The 19626-nt window shown below is 74.2% G+C and carries 15 protein-coding genes and 1 pseudogene; 13 read left to right on the top strand and 3 right to left on the bottom strand.

From position 1 onward, the window contains the following. Positions 1 to 179 precede the first annotated feature (179 nt). The 13 genes and pseudogenes from ACFVGS_RS09440 to ACFVGS_RS09380 all read left to right on the top strand — a co-directional run bounded on the left by ACFVGS_RS09440 (position 180) and on the right by ACFVGS_RS09380 (position 13497). Positions 180 to 1445, top strand: coding sequence for an ATP-grasp domain-containing protein (locus ACFVGS_RS09440; protein WP_385691918.1), 1266 nt, complete (start codon positions 180 to 182; stop codon positions 1443 to 1445). A 33-nt stretch (positions 1446 to 1478) separates the two neighbouring features. After that, the gene (gene rocD / locus ACFVGS_RS09435; RefSeq protein WP_385691915.1) at positions 1479 to 2681 is read left to right on the top strand and encodes an ornithine--oxo-acid transaminase; all 1203 of its coding nucleotides are present in this window, start codon (positions 1479 to 1481) and stop codon (positions 2679 to 2681) included. Positions 2682 to 2693: 12 nt separating this feature from the next. Next, a complete protein-coding gene (locus ACFVGS_RS09430; protein ID WP_385691912.1) occupies positions 2694 to 4010 on the top strand; it encodes an ATP-grasp domain-containing protein in 1317 nt (438 codons plus the stop codon). A gap of 167 nt (positions 4011 to 4177) precedes the next feature. Next, a pseudogene (locus tag ACFVGS_RS09425) lies at positions 4178 to 4972 on the top strand (Tat pathway signal sequence domain protein); the annotation flags it as partial. After that, a complete protein-coding gene (locus ACFVGS_RS09420) occupies positions 4946 to 5401 on the top strand; it encodes a discoidin domain-containing protein (protein WP_385691947.1) in 456 nt (151 codons plus the stop codon). The pseudogene ACFVGS_RS09425 and the gene ACFVGS_RS09420, both read left to right, overlap by 27 nt. Positions 5402 to 5496: 95 nt before the next feature. After that, the gene (locus tag ACFVGS_RS09415) at positions 5497 to 6315 is read left to right on the top strand and encodes an arylamine N-acetyltransferase (protein WP_385691909.1); all 819 of its coding nucleotides are present in this window, start codon (positions 5497 to 5499) and stop codon (positions 6313 to 6315) included. A gap of 64 nt (positions 6316 to 6379) precedes the next feature. Continuing rightward, positions 6380 to 7375 carry a DUF1996 domain-containing protein gene (locus tag ACFVGS_RS09410; RefSeq protein ID WP_384408335.1) on the top strand — a complete coding sequence of 332 codons (996 nt, stop codon included), beginning with the start codon at positions 6380 to 6382 and terminating at the stop codon, positions 7373 to 7375. Positions 7376 to 7455: 80 nt separating this feature from the next. Continuing rightward, positions 7456 to 8034, top strand: a complete 579-nt coding sequence (locus ACFVGS_RS09405; RefSeq protein ID WP_384408333.1) for a sigma-70 family RNA polymerase sigma factor — start codon at positions 7456 to 7458, stop codon at positions 8032 to 8034. Continuing rightward, positions 8031 to 8765, top strand: a complete 735-nt coding sequence (locus ACFVGS_RS09400; RefSeq protein ID WP_385691906.1) for a zf-HC2 domain-containing protein — start codon at positions 8031 to 8033, stop codon at positions 8763 to 8765. Before ACFVGS_RS09405 ends, ACFVGS_RS09400 begins: the two co-directional genes overlap by 4 nt. 174 nt (positions 8766 to 8939) lie before the next feature. Then, positions 8940 to 9860, top strand: a complete 921-nt coding sequence (locus ACFVGS_RS09395; protein WP_385691903.1) for an SCO0930 family lipoprotein — start codon at positions 8940 to 8942, stop codon at positions 9858 to 9860. A 216-nt stretch (positions 9861 to 10076) separates the two neighbouring features. Further along, a complete protein-coding gene (locus tag ACFVGS_RS09390; RefSeq protein ID WP_384408455.1) occupies positions 10077 to 10454 on the top strand; it encodes a hypothetical protein in 378 nt (125 codons plus the stop codon). Between the two features lie 35 nt (positions 10455 to 10489). Continuing rightward, entirely contained in the window at positions 10490 to 12241 is a 1752-nt protein-coding gene (locus ACFVGS_RS09385; RefSeq protein ID WP_384408327.1) for a cation acetate symporter, read from the top strand. Then, the gene (locus ACFVGS_RS09380) at positions 12238 to 13497 is read left to right on the top strand and encodes a sensor histidine kinase (protein ID WP_385691900.1); all 1260 of its coding nucleotides are present in this window, start codon (positions 12238 to 12240) and stop codon (positions 13495 to 13497) included. The genes ACFVGS_RS09385 and ACFVGS_RS09380 overlap by 4 nt, the downstream gene beginning before the upstream one ends. Before the next feature lie 46 nt (positions 13498 to 13543). Here the strand turns inward: ACFVGS_RS09380 and ACFVGS_RS09375 are convergent, their stop codons facing one another. From ACFVGS_RS09375 to ACFVGS_RS09365, 3 genes are all read right to left on the bottom strand, one after another. Continuing rightward, complete coding sequence (locus ACFVGS_RS09375; protein ID WP_385691897.1) at positions 13544 to 16648, bottom strand: hypothetical protein; 3105 nt, start codon at positions 16646 to 16648, stop codon at positions 13544 to 13546. Beyond that, the gene (locus ACFVGS_RS09370; RefSeq protein WP_384408322.1) at positions 16649 to 18529 is read right to left on the bottom strand and encodes an HSP90 family protein; all 1881 of its coding nucleotides are present in this window, start codon (positions 18527 to 18529) and stop codon (positions 16649 to 16651) included. Positions 18530 to 18619: 90 nt separating this feature from the next. Next, on the bottom strand, positions 18620 to 19594 hold the full coding sequence (locus tag ACFVGS_RS09365) for a hypothetical protein (protein WP_385691894.1): 975 nt from the start codon (positions 19592 to 19594) through the stop codon (positions 18620 to 18622). Positions 19595 to 19626 lie beyond the last annotated feature (32 nt).

Genomic DNA, 19626 nt, shown 5'->3' with positions numbered 1-19626 from the left:
GGTGTTCCCCCGGGGTGACCCGCCCGGTGCGCCGCCGGGGGGGGCGCCCACCCCCCGGTTCGCCCGCCCCGCGGCCGGCCCGGCCCCCTGTGCCCCCCCCCGGGGGGGGGGGCCGGCCGTGCCGCCGCCGGAACCCTCCGTCCCGAGACCCTTCCGACTCACAAGGGAAGCAGCTGACGATGGTGACCAGCTCCCGCGCGGGAAAGCCGCGCGTGGCGATCGTCGACGGGCGCTCGACCGGGCGCTATCTGCCGGCCGCGCTGCTGCGGCACGGCATCGAGTGCGTGCACATCCACTCGCCGCACCCCGACGTCCACATGGCGTACGACCCCGAAGGCTTCGTCGACCACGTCCGCCACGACGGCGACGTGGTGGCCACGGCGGCCGCCCTGTGCGGGCACGGGATCATCGCCGTGATCCCCGGCACCGAGTCGGGCGTCGAGCTGGCCGACCAGCTCTCCGCCGAACTCGGCACGCCCGGCAACGGGATGAGCCGGCCGACCGCCCGGCGCAACAAGTACGACATGGTCCAGGCCCTGCGGGACGCCGGACTCGACCACGCGGCCACCATCGTCTCCGCCGACGCCGACGAGATCGTCGCCTGGGCCGAGGCGACCGCCGGCTATCCGGTCGTCGTGAAGCCGGTCTCCAGCTCCAGCACGGACAACGTCGTGGCGTGCTCGACACCGGAGCAGGTGCGCGCCGCCCACGCACGGATCATGGGCGGCACCGACCGGCACGGCATGGTCAACAAGGTCGTGCTCGCGCAGGAGTTCCTGGACGGCGACGAGTACTACGTCAACACCGTCAGCCGTGCCGGCAGGCACCACACCGTGGAGATCTGGCGCTACCACAAGCGCAAGGTCCCCGGCGGCGACTTCATCTACGACTACGACGAGCCGCTGGCACCGGACGACCCGGTCGCCCGGCAGCTGGAGTCCTACGCGCACCGTGTGCTCGACGCGCTGGAGATCCGCAACGGCGCCGGCCACACCGAGATCATGCTGACCGCCCGGGGACCGGTGCTCGTCGAGTGCGGCGCACGCACCGGCGGCGGGCAGATCCCGGAGATCATCACGCGCTGCTTCGGCGTGAACCAGGTGGACCTCCTCGCCCTTTCCGTGGCGGACCCCGACGCGTTCGACGGCCTGCCCACCACCGCGTACCGGTTGCTGAAGCACCCGCGTTTCGTGGCCCTCATCAACCCGAGGGAGAACGGCGTCGTGCCGTCCCACGAGCAGCTGGCTCCGGTCCGCGCACTGCCGTCGTACGCCCACACCGTGATGGCCCATCCGGCGGGCCATGTGCTTCCCCGGACCGTCGACGTCGCGACCTGGCCGGGCTACGTGTACCTCATCGCCGACGATCCCGCGGACACGCTCGCCGACTACCAGGAGCTGCGCCGGATCGAACGTGACCACCTCTACGACAACAGATCCCTCTAGGGAACCCGCCGCCTGCCGAAGGAGTGCCGAAACATGACCACGGACGTCAGCTCGACCGAGGACTACATAGCGCTCGCCGAGCGCTGGGGCGCCAACGACTACGTGCCGCTGCCCGTCGTGCTCACCCACGGAGAAGGCGCCTGGGTGACCGATCTGGACGGCCGGCGCTATCTCGACTTCCTCGCCGGGTACTCCGCGCTGAACTTCGGCCACCGGCACCCCGACATCATCGCCGCGGCCAAGGCACAGCTCGACCGTCTGACGCTGACCAGCCGGATGTTCCACCACGACCAGTTCGCGCTGTTCTGCCGCGAACTCGCCGAACTCACGGGCAACGAGCGGGTCCTGCCCTCCAACTCCGGCGGTGAGGCCGTCGACTCGGCCGTGAAGATCGCCCGGAAGTGGGCCTACCGGGTCAAGGGCGTGCCGGACGGCGCCGCCGAGATCGTCGTCGCCGGCTCGAACTTCCACGGCCGCACCACGACCATCGTCTCCTTCTCCACGGACGCGACCGTCCACGACGGCTTCGGCCCGTACACGCCGGGCTTCAGAGTCGTGCCCTACGGCGACATCGACGCCCTCCGCTCGGCGGTCACCGAGCACACCGCCGCGGTCCTCCTGGAGCCCATCCAGGCGGAGGCCGGCGTCGTCGTCCCGCCGAAGGGCTACTTCACCGAGGTACGCCAGCTGTGCGACGAGACCGGCACGCTGTTCATCGCCGACGAGGTGCAGTCCGGCCTGGCCCGTACCGGCGCGACGCTGGCCCTCGACCACGAGGGCGTCCGCGCGGACCTCTACACCCTCGGCAAGGCGCTGAGCGGCGGCACCATGCCGGTGTCCGCGGTGGCCGGCCGGGCCGACGTCATCGGCGTGCTCAGGCCCGGCGAGCACGGTTCGACCTTCGGCGGCAACCCGCTGGCCGCCGCCGTCGGCCGCGCCGCGGTGAAGCTGCTCGCGACCGGTGAGTTCCAGGAGCGGTCCCGCGAGCTCGGCGCGTACCTGCACGCGCGGCTCGGCGAGCTGGGCAGCGTCGCCGAGGTCCGCGGCCGAGGTCTGTGGGCCAACGTCCGGATCGCCGAGGGCCATCCGAAGGGGCGGCAGGTCTCCGAGGCGCTGCTCGAACGGGGCCTGCTGTGCAAGGTGGCCGAGGAGAACCTGCGGGTATCGCCGCCCCTGGTGATCACCCGCGAGGAGCTCGACCGCGGCATCGACGCCATCGCCGAAGTCCTGGGCTGACGAGGAGCCACGTTGTCCGAGAATGACGGCCCCAGCGGCCAGGGTTCCCCGCAGGACGCCGCCTCCGGCCGGCCTCGCGTCCTCGTCGTCGGCGGCAAGGTCAGGCAGCTGCGCAAGGCCCGGGAGCTGGGCCTCGACGTGGTGCACGCCCAGTACCCGAACGCGTACGGCAGCGAGCACTGGCCGTACGTCGACCAGGCGCTGCTGCTGGACTACTCCGACGTCGACCGGGTCCTGCCGATGGCCCGGGCCCTGCACGAGCAGTACCCGTTCCGCACGGCCGTGACGCTGACCGAGTTCGGGCTGCTCCCGGCGGCCCGGATCAACGAGGCGCTCGGTCTCGCCGGCGAGTCCGTCGAGACCGTGGAACTGCTGCTCGACAAGGCGCGGATGCGGCAGCGCCTCGCCGAGAAGGGCATCAGCCCGGTGGCCTCCGCGGTCGGCCGGTCCACCCAGGACGTCCGGGACTTCGTCGCGGCGCACGGCCTGCCGGTCATCGTCAAGCCGGTCCGCGAGTCGGGCAGTCTGGCGGTGTTCTGCGTCCGCGAGGAGGCCGAGGTGGAGGCGGTCGCCGAGAAGTACCGGTCCCTGAACGACAAGGACTGGGCCCAGGGGGACGTGGCCTTCGCCGACACCTTCCAGGAGTTCCTCATGGAGGAGTACCTGGAGGGCCCGTTGTTCAGCGTGGAGACGCTGAGCTTCGACGGCCGGCACGTCGTCGTCGCGACGACCGGGCGGGAGCTCGGCGGCTCCGGTTTCGCCGAGTTCGGCACGACGGGCTTCGCGGAGATCGGCCTCTCGATGCCGGCCCCGCTCCCGGCCGAGGCGGTGCGCGAGGCCACCCGGCTGGTGTTCGACTTCCTGGACGCGGTGGGGCTCCGCAACGGCCCCGGGCACACCGAGGTCAAGCTGACCCCGCGGGGCCCGCGGATCCTCGAGTCGCACAACCGCATCGGCGGTTACGCGATCAACGAGATGGCCGAACTCGTCTACGGCGTCGACATGGAGCGCTACGCGCTGGCCGCCGGGTTCGGCCTGCTGGAGCCGCTGGACGGGTCGCCCGAGCCGCGTGGCGCGATGGCCCTGCGGTGCCTGCTTCCGGAGCCCGGCCGGGTCGTGGAGGTGACCGGCATCGAGGCCGTGCGCGCGGACCCGGCGTTCGTGAACCTCCACGTGATGGTGGAGCCCGGCGACGTGGTGAACCCGCTGACCTGGAACGAGGACATCGGCGGTTACGTCGTGGCCCGGGGCGCCGACGCCACCGAGGCGATCGCCCACAGCAGGCGTCTCGCCGAGCTGGTCCGGGTGCGGACCGAGCCGGCGGGGTGAGCGCCGGCCAGGCGAGTGGCGCCGATGCTTGAGAGGGGCGGCCGGGCGGTCCCGGCCGCCCCTTCGGCTGCCTGAGGAATAACTGTCAGGAAGCTTTACTAACGCCTCCGGTGGCGGCAGCATGTCATGCGCCCATCACATCCCCCACTCCCCTCCGGAGGTGGCGCATGGCACGACGGCGCACGCTCCCGGCCGCCCTCGCGGCGGCCCTCACCGCGCTCGCCCTGACCCTGCTCGGCGCGTTGTCCTCACCGGCGCCCGCCCAGGCGGCGGCCGGCTGGACCCTGCGATGGGCGCCCGACGCCGCGACCCACGGCCTCGGGGCCTTCGAGACCGTCGAGGACGACCGGGCCGACTCCCACCCCGGCGGACAGCCGCACATCAAGGTCGCCGGTGACGCCTACCGCTTCGACATGCACATGGTGGACCGGGACACCGCGACCGACCGGCAGCGGCAGGAGGTGACGGGCAACCGCACCTCGTCGACCTCCTACCTGTCCTGGAAGCTCGGCGAGACCTGGCGCGTGACGTACTCGATGTACATCCCCAGCTCGCTGATGGCGACCACGACCTTCACCCACGTCATGCAGACCAAGCAGCCCGGCAGCGGAACCTCCCCCATCACGGTCACCTCGCTGCGCCGCGTGAACGGCAGGCAGACCATCGAGCACAAGGTCTTCGACGGCGACGTCCTCGTCGGCCGCACCGACCTCGTGCCGCTGCAGGACAAGTGGATCGACATCGAGTACGAGATCAGGATCGGCGACGGCACGGACGGCGCCGTGCGCTGGGTGGTCAGGAGCGGCGGCACCACCGTCGTCGACGCCACCAGGACCGGCGTCGACACCTTCCTCGCCGACCGGGTGCGCCCCAAGTGGGGCATCTACCGCTCCCTCGGCGACACCTCCGGCTCCCTGCGCGACACCTACCTCCTGCTGCGCGGCCTCCGCGCCTACCAGCTGACCGACTCCGCCCCGGCCCCCGGCCCCGAGACCCTGCTCTCCCAGGGCAGGCCGGTCACCGCCTCCTCCACCGAGGCGGCCGGACTCGAGGCCGCCAAGGCCGTCGACGGACGGACGGACACCCGCTGGGCCTCCGCCGAGGGAACCGACCCGCAGTGGCTCCGCGTCGACCTCGGCGCGCCCGCCGCCCTCTCCCGCGTCCGCCTCGACTGGGAGGCCGCCTACGCCCGCGCCTACCGCGTCCAGGGCTCGCTCGACGGCACCACCTGGACCGACCTCCACGCCACCACGACCGGCGACGGCGGCACCGACGAGACGGCCGTGACCGGCACCGCCCGCTACGTCCGGGTGTACGGGACGCAGCGCGCCACCCCGTACGGCTACTCCCTCTGGGAGTTCAAGGTCTACGGCACACCTCCGGGGGCGTGACCGACGGCACTGCGACCGAAGTCCTAGGCCATGGCGGTCTCCTGATCGGGCGGCAGGCCGACGCGGAGCCCCGATCGGCTGCGTACGGTGGGCGCATGACCATCGACCTCGACGCCTACTTCGCCCGCATCGGCTGGACCGGCGAGCGCCGGCCCACACGGGACGTGCTCACGTCCGTGCACCGCGCCCACATCACCGGCATCCCGTTCGAGAACCTGGACCCGGTGCTCGGCAGCGCGCCCTCGCTCGCACTGCCGGACCTCGAGGCCAAGCTCGTCCACGGAACCCGCGGCGGCTACTGCTACGAGCACAACACCCTGCTCGCCGCGGTGCTCAGGGCGCTCGGCTTCGAGGTCACCCTGCTGACCGCGCGCGTCCTCGTCGGGGCCCGGCCCGGCGACGTCCGGCCCCGGACCCACATGCTGATGCTGACCGAGGTGCCCGGCGAGCCCGTGCCGTACGTGACCGACGTCGGCTTCGGCAGCATCGGCGCCCTCCTCGAACCGATCCCGCTGACCGCCGGCACCGAGGCGTACGACACCCCCCGCCGCCACCGGCTGGTCCGCGCACACCAGGACGGGCCGCTGGAGACGTGGACGCTCCAGGCGCACGGCGCGGAGACCGACGGCTGGGACGACCAGTACGCCTTCACCGTCGAACCCTTCGAACGGCCCGACTACGAGGTCATCAACTGGTACATCGCGACGCACCCGCGCTCGCCGTTCGCCCGCGCCGTCTACGCCCAGCGCACCACCGACGACACCCATCTGTCCCTCGCCGGCCGGACCTTGACGGAGACCGCGGCCGACGGCACCCGCAAGGAGCGCGAACTCGCCGACGCGGACGAGGTGCTGGCGGTCCTCCGGGCGGACTTCGGCATCTTGCTTCCCGAGGGCACCCGGCTCCCCGAGTAGTTCCACGCGCCGCCGCGCGAGGCGCGGTTGACGGGGACGACGGCGAACCGGGACGGTGACCCGCATGGGAAGAGACCGCCGACTGCTCACGCTGCTCGTCTGCCTGGTCCTGGGCGCCGGCCTGACCGCGGCCGTGATCGGCGCCTCGGGCGACGGCGGCGGTCACCGCACGGACTCCGCCGGGCCCGTGCCCGACGACCACGTCGACATCCGGGACGTGCCGCACGCCGCCGTCCCGGCGCCGCGGCCCGGCCCCGACGCGTCCACCGGCACCGTCACCGTCGACTGCGGACGTAACGAGGAAGGCCACTACAACCAGGACAACCTCGTCGTCTCCCCGGGCCTGCCCGGCGGCGCCCACCACACCCACGCCTACGTGGGCAACCTCTCCACCGACGCCCTGTCGACGGACCGGAGCCTGGCCGCCGCGGCCACCACCTGCCGGGGCGGCGACCGCTCCACGTACTACTGGCCGGTGCTCCGCCGGACCGACCGGCCCGCGACGGAGCCGTACGAGCGCGCCGCGGGCCACGGCAACGCCGGGCGCGTCCTCCGACCGGCCGAGGTGCGCGTCGAGTTCCGCGGCAACCCCGTCGGCCGGGTCGTCCCCCTGCCGCGCTTCCTGCGCGCCCTGACCGGCGACGCCGTCGCCCTCACCGCGCGCAGCGACGAGAACGTCCGGGCCCGCTGGGGCTGTGCGAGCCTTCCGGACCGCTTCACCACCCGCTACCCGCGCTGCCCCGAAGGCGACCGGCTCACCCGTACCCTCGTCTTCCCGAGCTGCTGGAACGGGCTCGACACCGTCAACCCGACCCGTACCCACCTGGTGTTCCCGGCGGCCAACGGAGTCTGCCCGTCCGACACCTTCGCCGTCCCCGAGCTGCGCCTCGTGCTCGGCTACGACCTGCCGTCGCCCACCACGCCCATCGCGCTCGACTCCTTCCCCGAGCAGCGGCACAGCCCCAGGACCGACCACGCCATGTTCGTGAACGTCATGACGGACGCCCGCATGGCCGAGGTCGTACGATGCCTCAACTCCGGCCGCCACTGCGCCATGTGACGCGCACCACATGAACCGCGGCGCCGTGGGCCACGTGTCCGGCACGACGACACAGCCGACATCCGACGGAGCTGGTGAGTATGGCCGGACCCCTGTGGCCCCGCGGCAGGCGGGGCGCGACCGACGAGGCGCTGATCAGGACGGTGTACGAGGAGCACGGCCGGGCCCTGCTCGCGTACGCCACCCGCCTGACCGGCGACCGGGCGACGGCCGAAGACGTCGTGCAGGAGACCCTCATCAGGGCCTGGCGGCATGCCGACGCCCTGGTCAACGGCAAGGGCTCGGTCCGCGGCTGGCTGCTCACCGTCGCCCGCAACATCGTGATCGACCGGCAGCGGGCCAGGGCCGCGCGCCCCGCCGAGGTCGCCGAGTCGCCCGCGACGCCCCCGGTCGAGGACGACCACGCCGACACGGTCGTCGACACCATGGCGGTGCTCGGCGCGCTCGACCGGTTGTCGCCGGAACACCGCGACGTGCTCACCGAGCTGTACTACCGGGAACGCAGCGTCGCCGAGGCCGCCGATACCCTCGGCATTCCGGCCGGGACGGTGAAGTCGCGCTCGCACTACGCCTTGAAGGCGCTGCGCGAGAGTTTCGGATCAGAGAGCCGTCCGGGCGCTGCGCGGCGGCCCGCGGGACTCAGGGAGGTGGTCGCGTGAACCGGCAGCGGCACGAGGAAGAGGTCCTGCTCGGCCCGTACGTGCTCGGCGTCCTCGACGAGGCCGAGTCCCGGCGCGTCGAGACCCACGTACGGGACTGCGGACCGTGCCGGGAGGAGGTGGCCGCCCTGCGCGAGATGGAGACGGCGCTCGGCGAGGTGCCGCCGGAGGCGTTCCTGGACGGTCCGCCCGAGGGCGGCGACCTGATGCTCCAGCGCACCCTGCGGCAGATGCGGACCGAACGCACGGGCGGTCGCCGCCGCCGCGGGGCCCTCGTCGGCCTCGCGGCGGCGGCCGCGCTCGCCGGGGTGTTCTGGGCGGGCACGGCCACCTCCGGCGGTGCGCCGCCCGTGGCCCTGCCCACGCCGCCCGCACCGACGGCCACGGCCACCCCGGCGCCACCGCCGCCCGGAACCAGGGTCGCCTCGGCGACCGACGCGGCCAGCGGCGCCCGGATGACCGTACGCGTCACCCCGGCGGCGGCCTGGGTGCGGGTCCACGCGGCGGTCTCCGGGCTGCCGCCGGGCGAGCGCTGCCGACTGGTCGTGGTGGGCCGTGACGGCGGCGAGACCACGGCCGGCAGCTGGGTCGTGGGCGCCGGGGAGCACGCGGGCGAGGGCAAGGGCGTCGCACTCGACGGCGCCGCGGCGGTCGATCCGAAGGACGTGCGCGCCGTCGTGGTCGAGAACGAGGCGGGCAGGCGCTTCGTGACGGTGCCGATGCCCGCGTAGCGCACGCAGTACGGGGGAGCGGAGCGCCGGTCGGGCCAGCGGGTCCCGCCGGCGCTCGCGCGTCTCCTGACGGCCGTCGGGAAAATTTTCCGGAGCCGTTGAACCGGCTCCCGAGGGGCCACGTGTTTCCGGTGCCGACAGACACCGACGAAGCATCGGAAACGGGGAGTTGTCATGATGAACCCGCGCAACCTCACTCTCGCCGCAGCCGCGACCGCCCTGCTGCTCGGGGCCACGGCCTGTGGCACGCAGACGGCGGACGGGGGAGACGGCGCCCAGCCCCCGGCGGGCGCCCAGGCCGCTGCCAGGCCCGCCACCGACGGCTACGGTGCCGGCGCCGCCGGCAGCGGCGCGGCCACCGCCTCCGGGCCGCTGTCGGTCCGCACCGACGCGACGCTCGGCCAGGTCGTCACCGACGCGGCCGGTTTCACGCTCTACCGCTTCGACAAGGACACCGCCAAGCCCTCCCGCTCCGCCTGCGCCGGCGACTGCGCCAAGGCCTGGCCGCCCGTGCCCGCGGGCGACACCCAGGCCGGCGGCCTGGACCCCGCCCTGATCGGCTCGGTCAAGAGGGCCGACGGCGTCACCCAGCTGACCGTCGCCGGCCGGCCCGTCTACCGGTTCGCCAAGGACACCGCGCCCGGCCAGACCAACGGCCAGGGTGTCGGAGGAACCTGGTTCGCCGTCACGCCGCAGGGCGGAAAGGCCGGCACCGCCGCCGCACCGGGCGGAGGGACGGCACTGCCCCCGCTGTCGCTCGCCGACGACGACGAGCTCGGCAAGATCATCCGCGACGGCAGGGGGCGCACCCTGTACCGCTTCACCAAGGACACCGCCTGGCCGATGAAGTCCAACTGCCTGGGCGCCTGCCTGGAGAAGTGGCGCCCCGCCAAGCCGGTCGACGTCAACAAGGTCCAGGGCATCGACCCCGGGAAGCTGAGCGTCTACACCCGCCCGGACGGCACCAAGCAGCTCGCGATCGACTGCTGGCCGCTCTACTGGTTCACCGGCGACAAGACCCCCGGCGACACCGACGGCCAGGGCGTGGGCGGCACCTGGTTCACCGTGTCCGCCGACGGCAAGCTGGTGAAGTGACCGACCGGAGGCCGTCTCCCGTACCGGCGGGCGGTCTCCCGCCAGGCCGGAGGCCTCCCGCCCGCCGGAGGCCTCCCGCACCGGCCGCGCGTCCGGGAACGCCCTGACCGGCGGAAAGTCTCCGCCGCTCTGGTCGAGCCATGGCCCGCTGCGTACACTCCACCCTCGATGCGACACGGCGCGGTGATCCGCATCGAGGAGTGGGAGGGCGTGCGTATGGCAGCGGAACCGGTTCCCCGGCGCGAAGTGGTCACGCGCCGCCCCGGGAGCACGCCCGCGCCCACGGCGTACCGGCCGGCGCCCGAGCCGCCCCGCACCCTCACACCGGCCGCCGACGCGCGGGTACGACGGCTCGTCCGGCGCCAGCTCCGGGCCGGGCTCGCCACCGCCGGGGCGCTCGCGCTGCTCGTCGGCACCCTGCCGCTGCTCTTCCGCCACCTTCCCGCGACCGGCCTCGGCCCGGTACCGGCCGTCGTCGTCTGGGCCGTGCTCGGCGTCGCCGTGTACCCGCTCCTCCTGCTCCTCGCCGGCCGCTACGTCCGGCGCGCCGAGCGCAACGAGCGGGACTACCTCCGGGCCGTCGAAGGGTCCTGAGCGGTGTCCCGCGCGGCGGCGGCCGAGGCCGCCGAGTGAACCAGCCCTACGGCGTGGCGGCCGTCTCCGCCGTGATCGTCACCACGGTCGCGGTCGGCGCCCTCGGCCTGCGCATCTCCCGCACCACCTCCGACTTCTACGTGGCCTCGCGCAGCGTCCCCGCGCGCCTCAACGCGGCCGCCATCAGCGGCGAGTACCTGTCCGCGGCCTCCTTCCTCGGCATCGCCGGACTCGTGCTCGCCCAGGGCGTGGACATGCTGTGGTTCCCCGTCGGATACACCGCCGGATACCTGGTCCTGCTCGCGTTCGTCGCCGCCCCGCTGCGCCGCTCCGGCGCGTACACGCTGCCCGACTTCGCCGAGGCGCGCCTGGAGTCCCGGGCGGTGCGGCGCGCCGCGGGACTCCTCGTCGTGGTCGTCGGCTGGCTGTACCTGCTGCCCCAGCTCCAGGGCGCCGGCCTCACCCTCGGCACCCTCACCGGACTGCCCGCCTGGTCCGGCGGGATCGTCGTGGCCGTCGTGGTCGCCCTGTCCGTCGCGGCGGGCGGCATGCGCAGCATCACCTTCGTCCAGGCCTTCCAGTACTGGCTGAAACTGACGGCCCTGCTGGTGCCGCTGCTGTTCCTGCTGTTCGCCTGGTACGCCGACGGCCGCCCCGCCCCGGCCCTCGACGAACCTCCCGGATTCCGCAGGCACAGCGAGGTCCGCGTCGACGACGGCGTCACCCTGCGGATCGGCGAACCGCTGCGGGTCACCGTCACCGGCACCGTCGACGGCCGCCGCCACGACGGCGAACCGGTCGACCTGGCACCCGGCCGCCACCGGGTAGACGCCGGCACCGTCCTCGGCTTCCCCGCCGGCAGCCCCGTGCCCGAGCGGTCCACCGCCGCGGCGGACGGAGGCACGTCCACCGGCTGGGCCGAACCCCGGGGCCGGGCGGGCGAGGAGCATCCGCTGTACGCCACGTACGGACTGATCTTCGCGACCTTCATGGGCGCCATGGGCCTGCCGCACGTCGTGGTCCGCTTCTACACCAACCCCGACGGCCGGGCCGCCCGCCGCACCACCGTCGTCGTCCTCGGCCTGGTCGGCGCCTTCTACCTGCTGGCACCGCTGTACGGGGCCCTCGGCCGCGTCTACGCCCCGGACCTGCTGCTCACCGGGAACACCGACACGGCCGTGCTCATGCTGCCCGACCGGCTGATCGGCGGCACCGCGGGCGACCTCCTCGGCGCCCTGCTCGCCGCGGGCGCCTGCGCCGCGTTCCTGTCCACCGCCTCCGGCCTCACCATGGCCGTGGCCGGGGTCCTCACCCAGGACTTCCTGCCCTCGCCGCGCGGCGTACGGCACTTCCGGCTCGCGGCCGGCCTCGCCGTGGCCGTGCCCGCCGCCGGGCACGTCGTGGTCCAGGGCCTGTCCGTCGCCAACGCCGTCGGCCTGGCCTTCGCGGTGGCCGCCTCCTCCTTCTGCCCGCTGCTGCTGCTCGGCATCTGGTGGCGCCGGCTCACCGCCGCGGGCGCCGTCGCCGGCATGGTCACCGGCGGCGGAGCCGCGCTCACCGCCGTCTTCGCCACCGTCATGGGCGGCCCCGACTCCGGATGGCCGCGCGCACTGCTGGCCTGGCCCGCCGTGTGGACCGTGCCGCTGGGCTTCCTCACCATGATCCTGGTCTCGCTGGCCACCCCGAAGGGCGTACCGGCCGGCACCGACGCGATCATGGCGCGCCTGCACCTGCCCGAGGCGCCCGCGCCCGTACCGCCCGCCGCATCCTGGAAGTCGCGCCGATGACCCTGCTGTTGCTGCTGCTCTGCTGCGCCGTCGTCGGCGCGGTCTGTTTCGCCGCCGGAGCCGCCTACGTGCGGGGCGCCGGCTACGTCCTCGGCGCCGGGTACGTACGGGGCGCCGGGCGCCGCAGCCGCGCACGCGGGCACGCCGGCGACCCGGACAGCGTGGAACGCGCCACCTTCCAGACCCTGCACACCGCGTCGCTCGCCGCCCCGCCGCTGCGGGCCGGACTGAGCGCCGACACCGCCCGCAAGGCGGTGCGCCGGCTGCGCCTGCTGCTCGGCACCCAGTCACTGGCGCTCACCGGGCTCGACGGCGTGCTCGCCTGGGAGGGCGGCGGCGAACACCACGGCGAGCAGCTCGCCGCGCAGGTCACGAAGGCCGTGCAGGCAGGCCGCACCCGCAGCTTCTCCGTGGACTGCGACCGCGCGGACTGCGCCGTCCGCTTCGGGGTGGTCGCGCCGCTGACCGCGGGCGGCCGGCCCAAGGGCGCCCTCGCGGCCTTCGGCACCCACGACTCGGCCGCCGTCGCCCGGGCCACCGAGGAAGTGGCCCGCTGGGTGTCGGTCCAGCTGGAGCTGGCGGAGCTCGACCGGGCGCGCAGCAGCCTCATCGAGGCGGAGATCCGCGCCCTGCGCGCGCAGATCTCCCCGCACTTCATCTACAACTCCCTCGCCGCCATCGCCTCGTTCGTCCGCACCGACCCGGAGCGGGCCCGCGAACTGCTCCTGGAGTTCGCCGACTTCACCCGCTACTCCTTCCGCAGGCACGGCGAGTTCACCACGCTCGCCGAGGAGCTGAACTCGATCGAGCAGTATCTGGAGCTGGTCCGCGCCCGGTTCGGACGGCGACTCCAGGTCACCCTGCAGATCGCGCCCGAGGTGCTGCCGGTCGCGCTGCCGTTCCTCTGCCTCCAGCCGCTGGTCGAGAACGCCGTCAAGCACGGCCTCGAGGACTCCGTCGAACGCAGCCTCATCACCATCGTCGCCGTCGACGAGGGCGCGGTGGCACGGGTCAGCATCGAGGACAACGGCGTCGGCATGGAACCCGAGCGGCTGCGCCGCATCCTGCACGGCGAGGGCGGACCCACCACCGGGATAGGACTGCGCAACGTCGACGAACGGCTGCGCCAGGTCTACGGCGATAACGAGGGCCTGGTCATCGAGACCGCCGTCGGCGCCGGCATGAAGATCACCCTCCGCATCCCCAAGTACCACGCGGGCGTCCACGCCCACGCCCCGGCCGGCCGCGACGGCTGAGCCGCGTCCGGGCCCGCGAGGGACCCGGACGCGACGGGAACACCGCCTACCGTGCCTGGTACTCCTGGCGCAGCGACTCCAGGATGTCGGCGGCCTCCGGCAGGCCCGCGGCGCGGCAGCGGGCCGCCGCGGCCGTCAGCCGGGTGACGGCCGCGGCGTGGCGCTCCAGGCCGTTGCCCTCGATCAGGGCCGCGATCCGCACCGCCTCGGCGCGCGGCACCTCGCCGTCCTCCCCGCCCCGCTCGTGGGCGGCGACGGCGGCCTCCGCGGCCACCAGCGCCTCGGGGAAGCGCCGGGCCTCCGCGAGCACGCGTGCACGCCGGTAGTGCACCGAGCCCTGCTCGTACCAGAGGGGGAAGTCGGCGGACTCCTCGGGCACGGCGGCGAGCAGCGCGTCGGCCCTGCCCAGATGCTCCAGCGCCTCGTCCAGGCCCTCCTCCTCGCGGGCGAGTACGGTGAGACGGGCGAACTCGCGCATCATGTGGGCGATCAGCGGCGGGTTCGGGGCCTCGGCGTGCGAGGCCACCGCGCGCTCGTAGGCGGTCGCCGCCGCGTCCCAGCGGTCGGCCAGCGCCAGGGTGACCGCCGCCTCCGCCGCCACCAGCGTGTGCACGGCGCGGTCGTCCTGCCACTCCGCGACGACGTCCGCGAGCCTCAGGAACTCCTCGGCCGCCGGCAGGAACTCCTCCAGGTCCCGCAGGCCGCGGCCCAGCGTCAGCCGCGCCTGGGCGAGCATCCGCTCGTCGAGCGACGCGGCCGCCTCGTCGGAGAGGACCGACTCCAGTACGGCGACGGCGTCGGCCTGCTGCCCGCCGCGCGCCAGTACGTCGGCGAGCTGGAGCCGGATCTCCGTGGCCTCCTCCGGCTCTTCTGCCTGGTCGAACCGCGCGGCCGCCTCGGACAGATGGCGCACCGCGGCGCCGAAGTCGCCCAGGTGCGAGGCTGCGTGACCGAGCAGCGCGTACGACGGGGCCATCGGGAAGTCGGCGTCGTCGTGGCGCACGGCGTCGCCGATCGCCTCGTGCAGCAGCTCCACCGCCTCCGCGGGCTCCTGCCTGGCGAGCAGGAACTGCGCGAGCAGACACCGCGGCCGGGTGCCGCGCCAGGGCCGCCCGGAGGCAGCCACGTCGGCGAGGGCCGCCCGCAGCTCCGCCTCGGCCACGGCGAAGTCGCCGCGCCGCCCGGCCAGGTCCGCGGCGTACTGCCGCGCGTTGGCCGCCTGGTGGGGCACGGACAGCCGCTCGGCCTCCGACCGCAGCGTCCCGGCGAGCTCCTCGAACCGCGCGACGGCGGCGTCGGAGGGCTCCGGCAGCTGCCGCAGCACCTCGCGGTAGCCGCTGTAGGCGGCCGCGTTCAGGACGATCAGGTACTGGAGGACCCGCGCCCTGGCGACGTCGTACCCGTCGTGCACGGACGCGGCCTCACCGGCACCGGGCCGCTCGCCCGTGAGCGGGGCGTCGGCCTTCAGCCGCTCGGCCTCGCGCAGCACCGCGTCGACCTCGGCCCGCACCACCTCGGGGTCACGCCCGTCCGCGTCCGGGTCAGGCCCGTCCGCGTGCGGGGCACGTCCTTCGGCGTCCGGCGTACGTCCTTCCGCGTCCGGACCGGCCTGCGTCTCGCTGCCCGTCTCCTGCTCCGCCACCTCGGCGGCGCCCCAGGCCAGGGCCCGGGCCCGTGCGGAGAGCGCGTGCCAGGGCATGCCGACGCGGGCGTACAGACCGGCCGCCCGGTCGAGCTCGGCGGCGAACTCGACGCGCCGGTCCGCCACGCCGAACCGGGACGCGCGGTGGTCGGCGAGCTCGGCCTCCAGGAGCTCCGGCGGGCCGAGGCGGTGGTCGTGCGGGTCCGGCGCGCCGCCGTCCGCGATCCGCTCCTCGACCCGGTCCCACAGCCGGCGTTCCGACGGCCGGCCCTCACCGGCCAGCCGGCGCGCCTCCTGCACCAGCTCGACGAAGTGCTCCGGGATCTCGACGACGGCCGCCGACGCACGGGCGGCGGCACCGGGCACGCCGGCGGCGGCACCGGGACCCGCGGCCGGGCGGGTCACGGAGGTGCGCAGACCGAGCGGCAGCGGCTCGTCGAGCAGCGGAGCACGGCCGAGCCGCTCCCGGCGCCGGTCGCCGACCGCCGTGGTGCCGTTGCGCGCGTCGAACGCGGCGGCCAGCGGGCCGGCTTCCGAACGGACGTGGCCGAGGAGTTCGTCCGCCGTCCAGTTCCGGCCGGGCGGACCCGCGACCGCGGTGTCGCCGAGACCGTCCGCCACGATGCGGGCGAGCAGCACCTCGACGCCGGTGAGGAAGCTCAGCCGGGCCAGCGGCGCGCCGCTCGCCTCGAACAGCCCGCGGTTCTCCGCGAGGATCTCCAGGCCCCGCCCCTCGTTCCGGGACAGCGCGCAGAACTCCAGGTGCAGGCCCACCTCCTCCTGCATGCCGGTGTTGCCCCGGACCCGGCGGTAACCGGTGAGGTGGTGGGAGCGGGCCTCGTCCACGCGGCCGGTGCGCAGCAGCGGCAGCAGGGCGCGTGCCTGACTCGACTGGGGCTCCTCGGAGCAGCCCTGGGAACCGTCGAGCACGGGACCCCAGACGTCCAGGGCACCCTCGTCGTCGCCGGCCGTCAGCCGGTGCCAGGCGATGTTCCGGATCTCGCAGGCCTCGCAGTCGCTCAGGTCCGTGCGCGGCCGGGTCACCCACAGGTCGTACGCGTCGGCGACGCCCACGCCGGTGTGCGCGGCGACGTGATGGCCCATGGCCGCCACCGGCTGCATGCCGTGCCCGGCCGTCTCGTACCGCTCGCGCATCCGGTCGATCCAGCCCCGGACCGTGGCCAGCGGCACCTCGGGCACCTGGAGCAGGGACGTCGTCACCCACTTGAAGCGCCAGAAGACCTGGTGGGCCTCCCACTCGCTGAACGACTCGGGAGCGGTGTCCCACAGCTTCAGCAGCCGGGCGAACGCGACCGGCGACTTGCGGTGTTCGCCGGTGAACTCGTACGAGGTCATCAGCTCCAGGAGCGCGGTGACGAGCACGTCCGGCTTGTCGAAGACCTCGGCCGCCTCCACCAGCTCCTCGGCGGTGACGGTGCGCTGCAGGCCGTGCGGGCGCTCGTGGTTCTCCCGCAGCGCCTCGAACACGGCCTCGGGGGTGTCCAGCATCTACAGTTCCTTCCGGGGCTCGGTGCCGGGGTCGCCGGGGGTGTCCGTACCGGCCTGGTGCATGGCGTGGCTGAGCAGGCCCATGAAGGCCCGGTTGAGCAGGGCGCTCTCGCTCGCCTTGAGCGGGCGGCGGCTCAGCAGCAGTGCCTGGCCGTACAGCGCCTCGGCCGTGGTCACGGCGAGGCCGCGCTCGGTGATCGTGACGGCCTGCCGGACCAGCGGGTTGAGGTGGTTGAGGACCAGCTGCGCGCGCGGCGTCTCGTTCCGCAGCGAGCCGAGGATGTCCGCCCACAGCCCGTCGCTGTCGGCGGCGAGGCTCGACCGGGTCCGCTCGTGCCGCGCCTCGCGGTTGTCGAGCAGCAGCGCGGGCGCGGTGACCGGCTGGAAGTCCCGCAGCACCACGTCGCAGTCGTGGACGCCGACGGTCTCCCGGGCCACCGCGAGGAAGCCCGCGGCGCGCAGCTCGGCGGTCGGGTCCACGGCGTCGAGGTGCGCGGTCACCGTGGCCGGATCGAGGTCGGTGACGGCCGTGCCGGGCCGGATCTCCGGCAGCCGGAGCACCAGGTCCCGGTCGTAGGTGTAACCGCCGTTGACGACACCGAGGCCCGCGGCCGCGGCGATCGGCGCGACCTGACGGAACTCCTCCACGCTGCGGGTGACGAGCAGCGTCGGATGGGTCCGCGCGAACTCCTCCAGCGTGACGTTGCCGTCGGTCGTCTCGAACGGCAGCCAGGGCAGCACGATCCGCAGCAGCTCGTCGTCGTAGCGGGCCAGCGCCTTGACGGCGAGGTGGTGGGTGTCGATGAAGCGGTGCAGCAGCGCCGGGTCGCTCGCGGCGAGCCCGGTCAGCCAGTCGCGGATCCGCTCGCCGAGCGCGTCCCGCACCGCCGACAGGGTGCCGTCCTCGTACAGCGACTCCCGGGACGCGGTCGGCCGCAGGCTGGTCGTATCGACCACGCAGCGCACGAAGAACGCCCAGTCCGGCAGCAGTTCGGGCGCCTGGTCGGTCAGCAGCATGCCCTTGAGGTGCACCCGGTGGCCGGCCCGCTGCGCCGGACTCACCGCGGTCGGCAGCACGTAGGCCACACCGCGCAGCCCGGCCGCCGGGAGGTCGAGGTCGATGGTGTCGAGCGGCGTGAAGTCGAAGAGCGTGCGGCAGTACGCGGTCAGCGCCTCCCGGCGGGCCAGCGGGGAGCGGTGCTGCTGCTCCCACGGCGGCGTGTCGTTGATCCGGTGGCTCTCGCCGCGCGGGCCGACGACGGTCACCTCGTGCCGCAGCAGCCCGCCGTAGTGCCGGGCCAGCGCGACGACCTGCTCCGGGCTCGTCCACTCCGCGTTGTCGGCGCGCGGGGTGAGGCGCACGGTGGTGCCCGGCTCGGGCACCGCCGACGCCGGCAGCGTACGGATGGTGTAGCGGCCGTCGGAGTGGCCCCGCCACTCGACGGCCGGGGCCGCGGGGTCGACCGCCGACCGGCTGAGCACCGTGATCTCGTCGGCCACCACGAAGCAGGCGAGCAGACCGATGCCGAACTGTCCGATGAACTCGCCGCGCGCCGCGTCCAGTCCGGCGCCGTCGAGACCGCCGTCGGCGGTCCGCTTGGAGCTGCGCCCGATGGTCGCGAGGAAGCGGTGCACGTCGGCCTCGGTCAGACCGATGCCGGTGTCCGTGACGGTGAGGGTGTCACCGGTGCGCACGGTGATGCTGCCGGGCGCGCCGGGCACGGCCGCCTGACGTGCCGTGATCGCGTCGACGGCGTTCTGCAGCAGCTCGCGGAGGTAGACGCGCGGGCTGGAGTAGAGGTGATGGGAGAGCAGGTCGACCAGGCCGCGCAGATCGACCTGGAAGGTGTGGGCGGTCTCGGTCCGGTTCGGGTGGGACACCTGGATGACGTCTTTCTGACGGTACGACGGTCGGTACGGCCGTACGGAGGGAGTACGGAAGGCCCCGGGAACGGGGGAGGGGCCGCGGGCTCAGCGGCCGGCGGCGGAACGCTGCCTGCGGTAGGCGGCGGCCGGGTCGTCGTCGAGGTAGTTCCAGGGGAACTCGGTGACCCGGCCCTCGGTCGCCTCGAAGCACTCGCGCGCGGCGGCCCGCTCCCCGGCGAGCGAGAAGGCCATGGCGAAGCTGTTGAGCACCTGCAGCCGGCCGGTGCGCGGACCGAAGTCCGCGTGCCGGTAGGAGTGGTCGGCGGCCTGCTGCAGCGACGCCACCACCTCCGGGCCGCGGATGTACGCGACGCCCGGATCCGCGTCCAGGGCGAGCCAGTGCTCGATGTGCGCGAGCGCGACGAGCTGGCCGAGCGGAGTGCCGGCGGGCGCGCCGAAGGCGGACTCCCGCGCGAAGGAGTGCATCTCCTCGTGCGAGCCGCCCCACTTCTCGCAGACCTGCTGCAGACGCTGCTGGTGCGCGCCCAGGTGGTACGGGTCGCGGCGCACCGCCGCCTCGAACCGGCGCCGCGCGACGACCGGGCCGACCTCGAGGCCGCGGCCCGTCATCAGCAGGCCGTACCACGGCGACGTCCACGCCGGCTCGCGCTCGGCCACCTCGTACAGCCAGGACTCGGCCGTCCGCAGCCGCTCGTGGAACACCTCGAACTGCTCCCGCGAGACGTGCTGCGCCCTCATGCCGGTCCGGGCCTCCCAGCCCCAGCAGACCTGGCGCAGCCCCGCGACCAGCCTCGGCAGCGCCGCGTCCGGCTCCGCTTCGAGCACCCCGGTGATCCACCGCTCCACGCCGGCGGTCTCCGCGGCGGCCATCAGCAGCTCCGCACGGTCCGCGCTCTCGGGCCGGGCTTCCAGGACCGCCCGCAGGGAAGGCCAGTCGGCCGCCTCGGCGGCCTCCCGGGCGCGCGTCACCTCGGGATCGCCGGAGTCCCGCTCCAGGGTCGCACCGGGCCGGCCGGTCCATTTCCCCAGAGTGAGCCCCCACTCACGAAGCAATGCCATGTCCCCACCCCTTGCCATGTCGAACGGGCAGG

Source organism: Streptomyces sp. NPDC127114, from assembly GCF_042677525.1.
Taxonomy (GTDB): Bacteria; Actinomycetota; Actinomycetes; order Streptomycetales; family Streptomycetaceae; genus Streptomyces.
This window is presented reverse-complemented; position numbering and strand designations above follow the sequence as displayed.

What these genes read in the sequence shown, in the direction of transcription:
- ACFVGS_RS09440 (WP_385691918.1), top strand. Translation starts at nt 180, where the DNA reads ATGGTGACCAGCTCCCGCGCGGGAAAGCCGCGCGTGGCGATCGTCGAC.
- rocD (WP_385691915.1), top strand. Translation starts at nt 1,479, where the DNA reads ATGACCACGGACGTCAGCTCGACCGAGGACTACATAGCGCTCGCCGAG.
- ACFVGS_RS09415 (WP_385691909.1), top strand. Translation starts at nt 5,497, where the DNA reads ATGACCATCGACCTCGACGCCTACTTCGCCCGCATCGGCTGGACCGGC.
- ACFVGS_RS09410 (WP_384408335.1), top strand. Translation starts at nt 6,380, where the DNA reads ATGGGAAGAGACCGCCGACTGCTCACGCTGCTCGTCTGCCTGGTCCTG.
- ACFVGS_RS09405 (WP_384408333.1), top strand. Translation starts at nt 7,456, where the DNA reads ATGGCCGGACCCCTGTGGCCCCGCGGCAGGCGGGGCGCGACCGACGAG.
- ACFVGS_RS09395 (WP_385691903.1), top strand. Translation starts at nt 8,940, where the DNA reads ATGATGAACCCGCGCAACCTCACTCTCGCCGCAGCCGCGACCGCCCTG.
- ACFVGS_RS09390 (WP_384408455.1), top strand. Translation starts at nt 10,077, where the DNA reads ATGGCAGCGGAACCGGTTCCCCGGCGCGAAGTGGTCACGCGCCGCCCC.
- ACFVGS_RS09380 (WP_385691900.1), top strand. Translation starts at nt 12,238, where the DNA reads ATGACCCTGCTGTTGCTGCTGCTCTGCTGCGCCGTCGTCGGCGCGGTC.
- ACFVGS_RS09375 (WP_385691897.1), bottom strand. Translation starts at nt 16,648, where the DNA reads ATGCTGGACACCCCCGAGGCCGTGTTCGAGGCGCTGCGGGAGAACCAC.
- ACFVGS_RS09365 (WP_385691894.1), bottom strand. Translation starts at nt 19,594, where the DNA reads ATGGCATTGCTTCGTGAGTGGGGGCTCACTCTGGGGAAATGGACCGGC.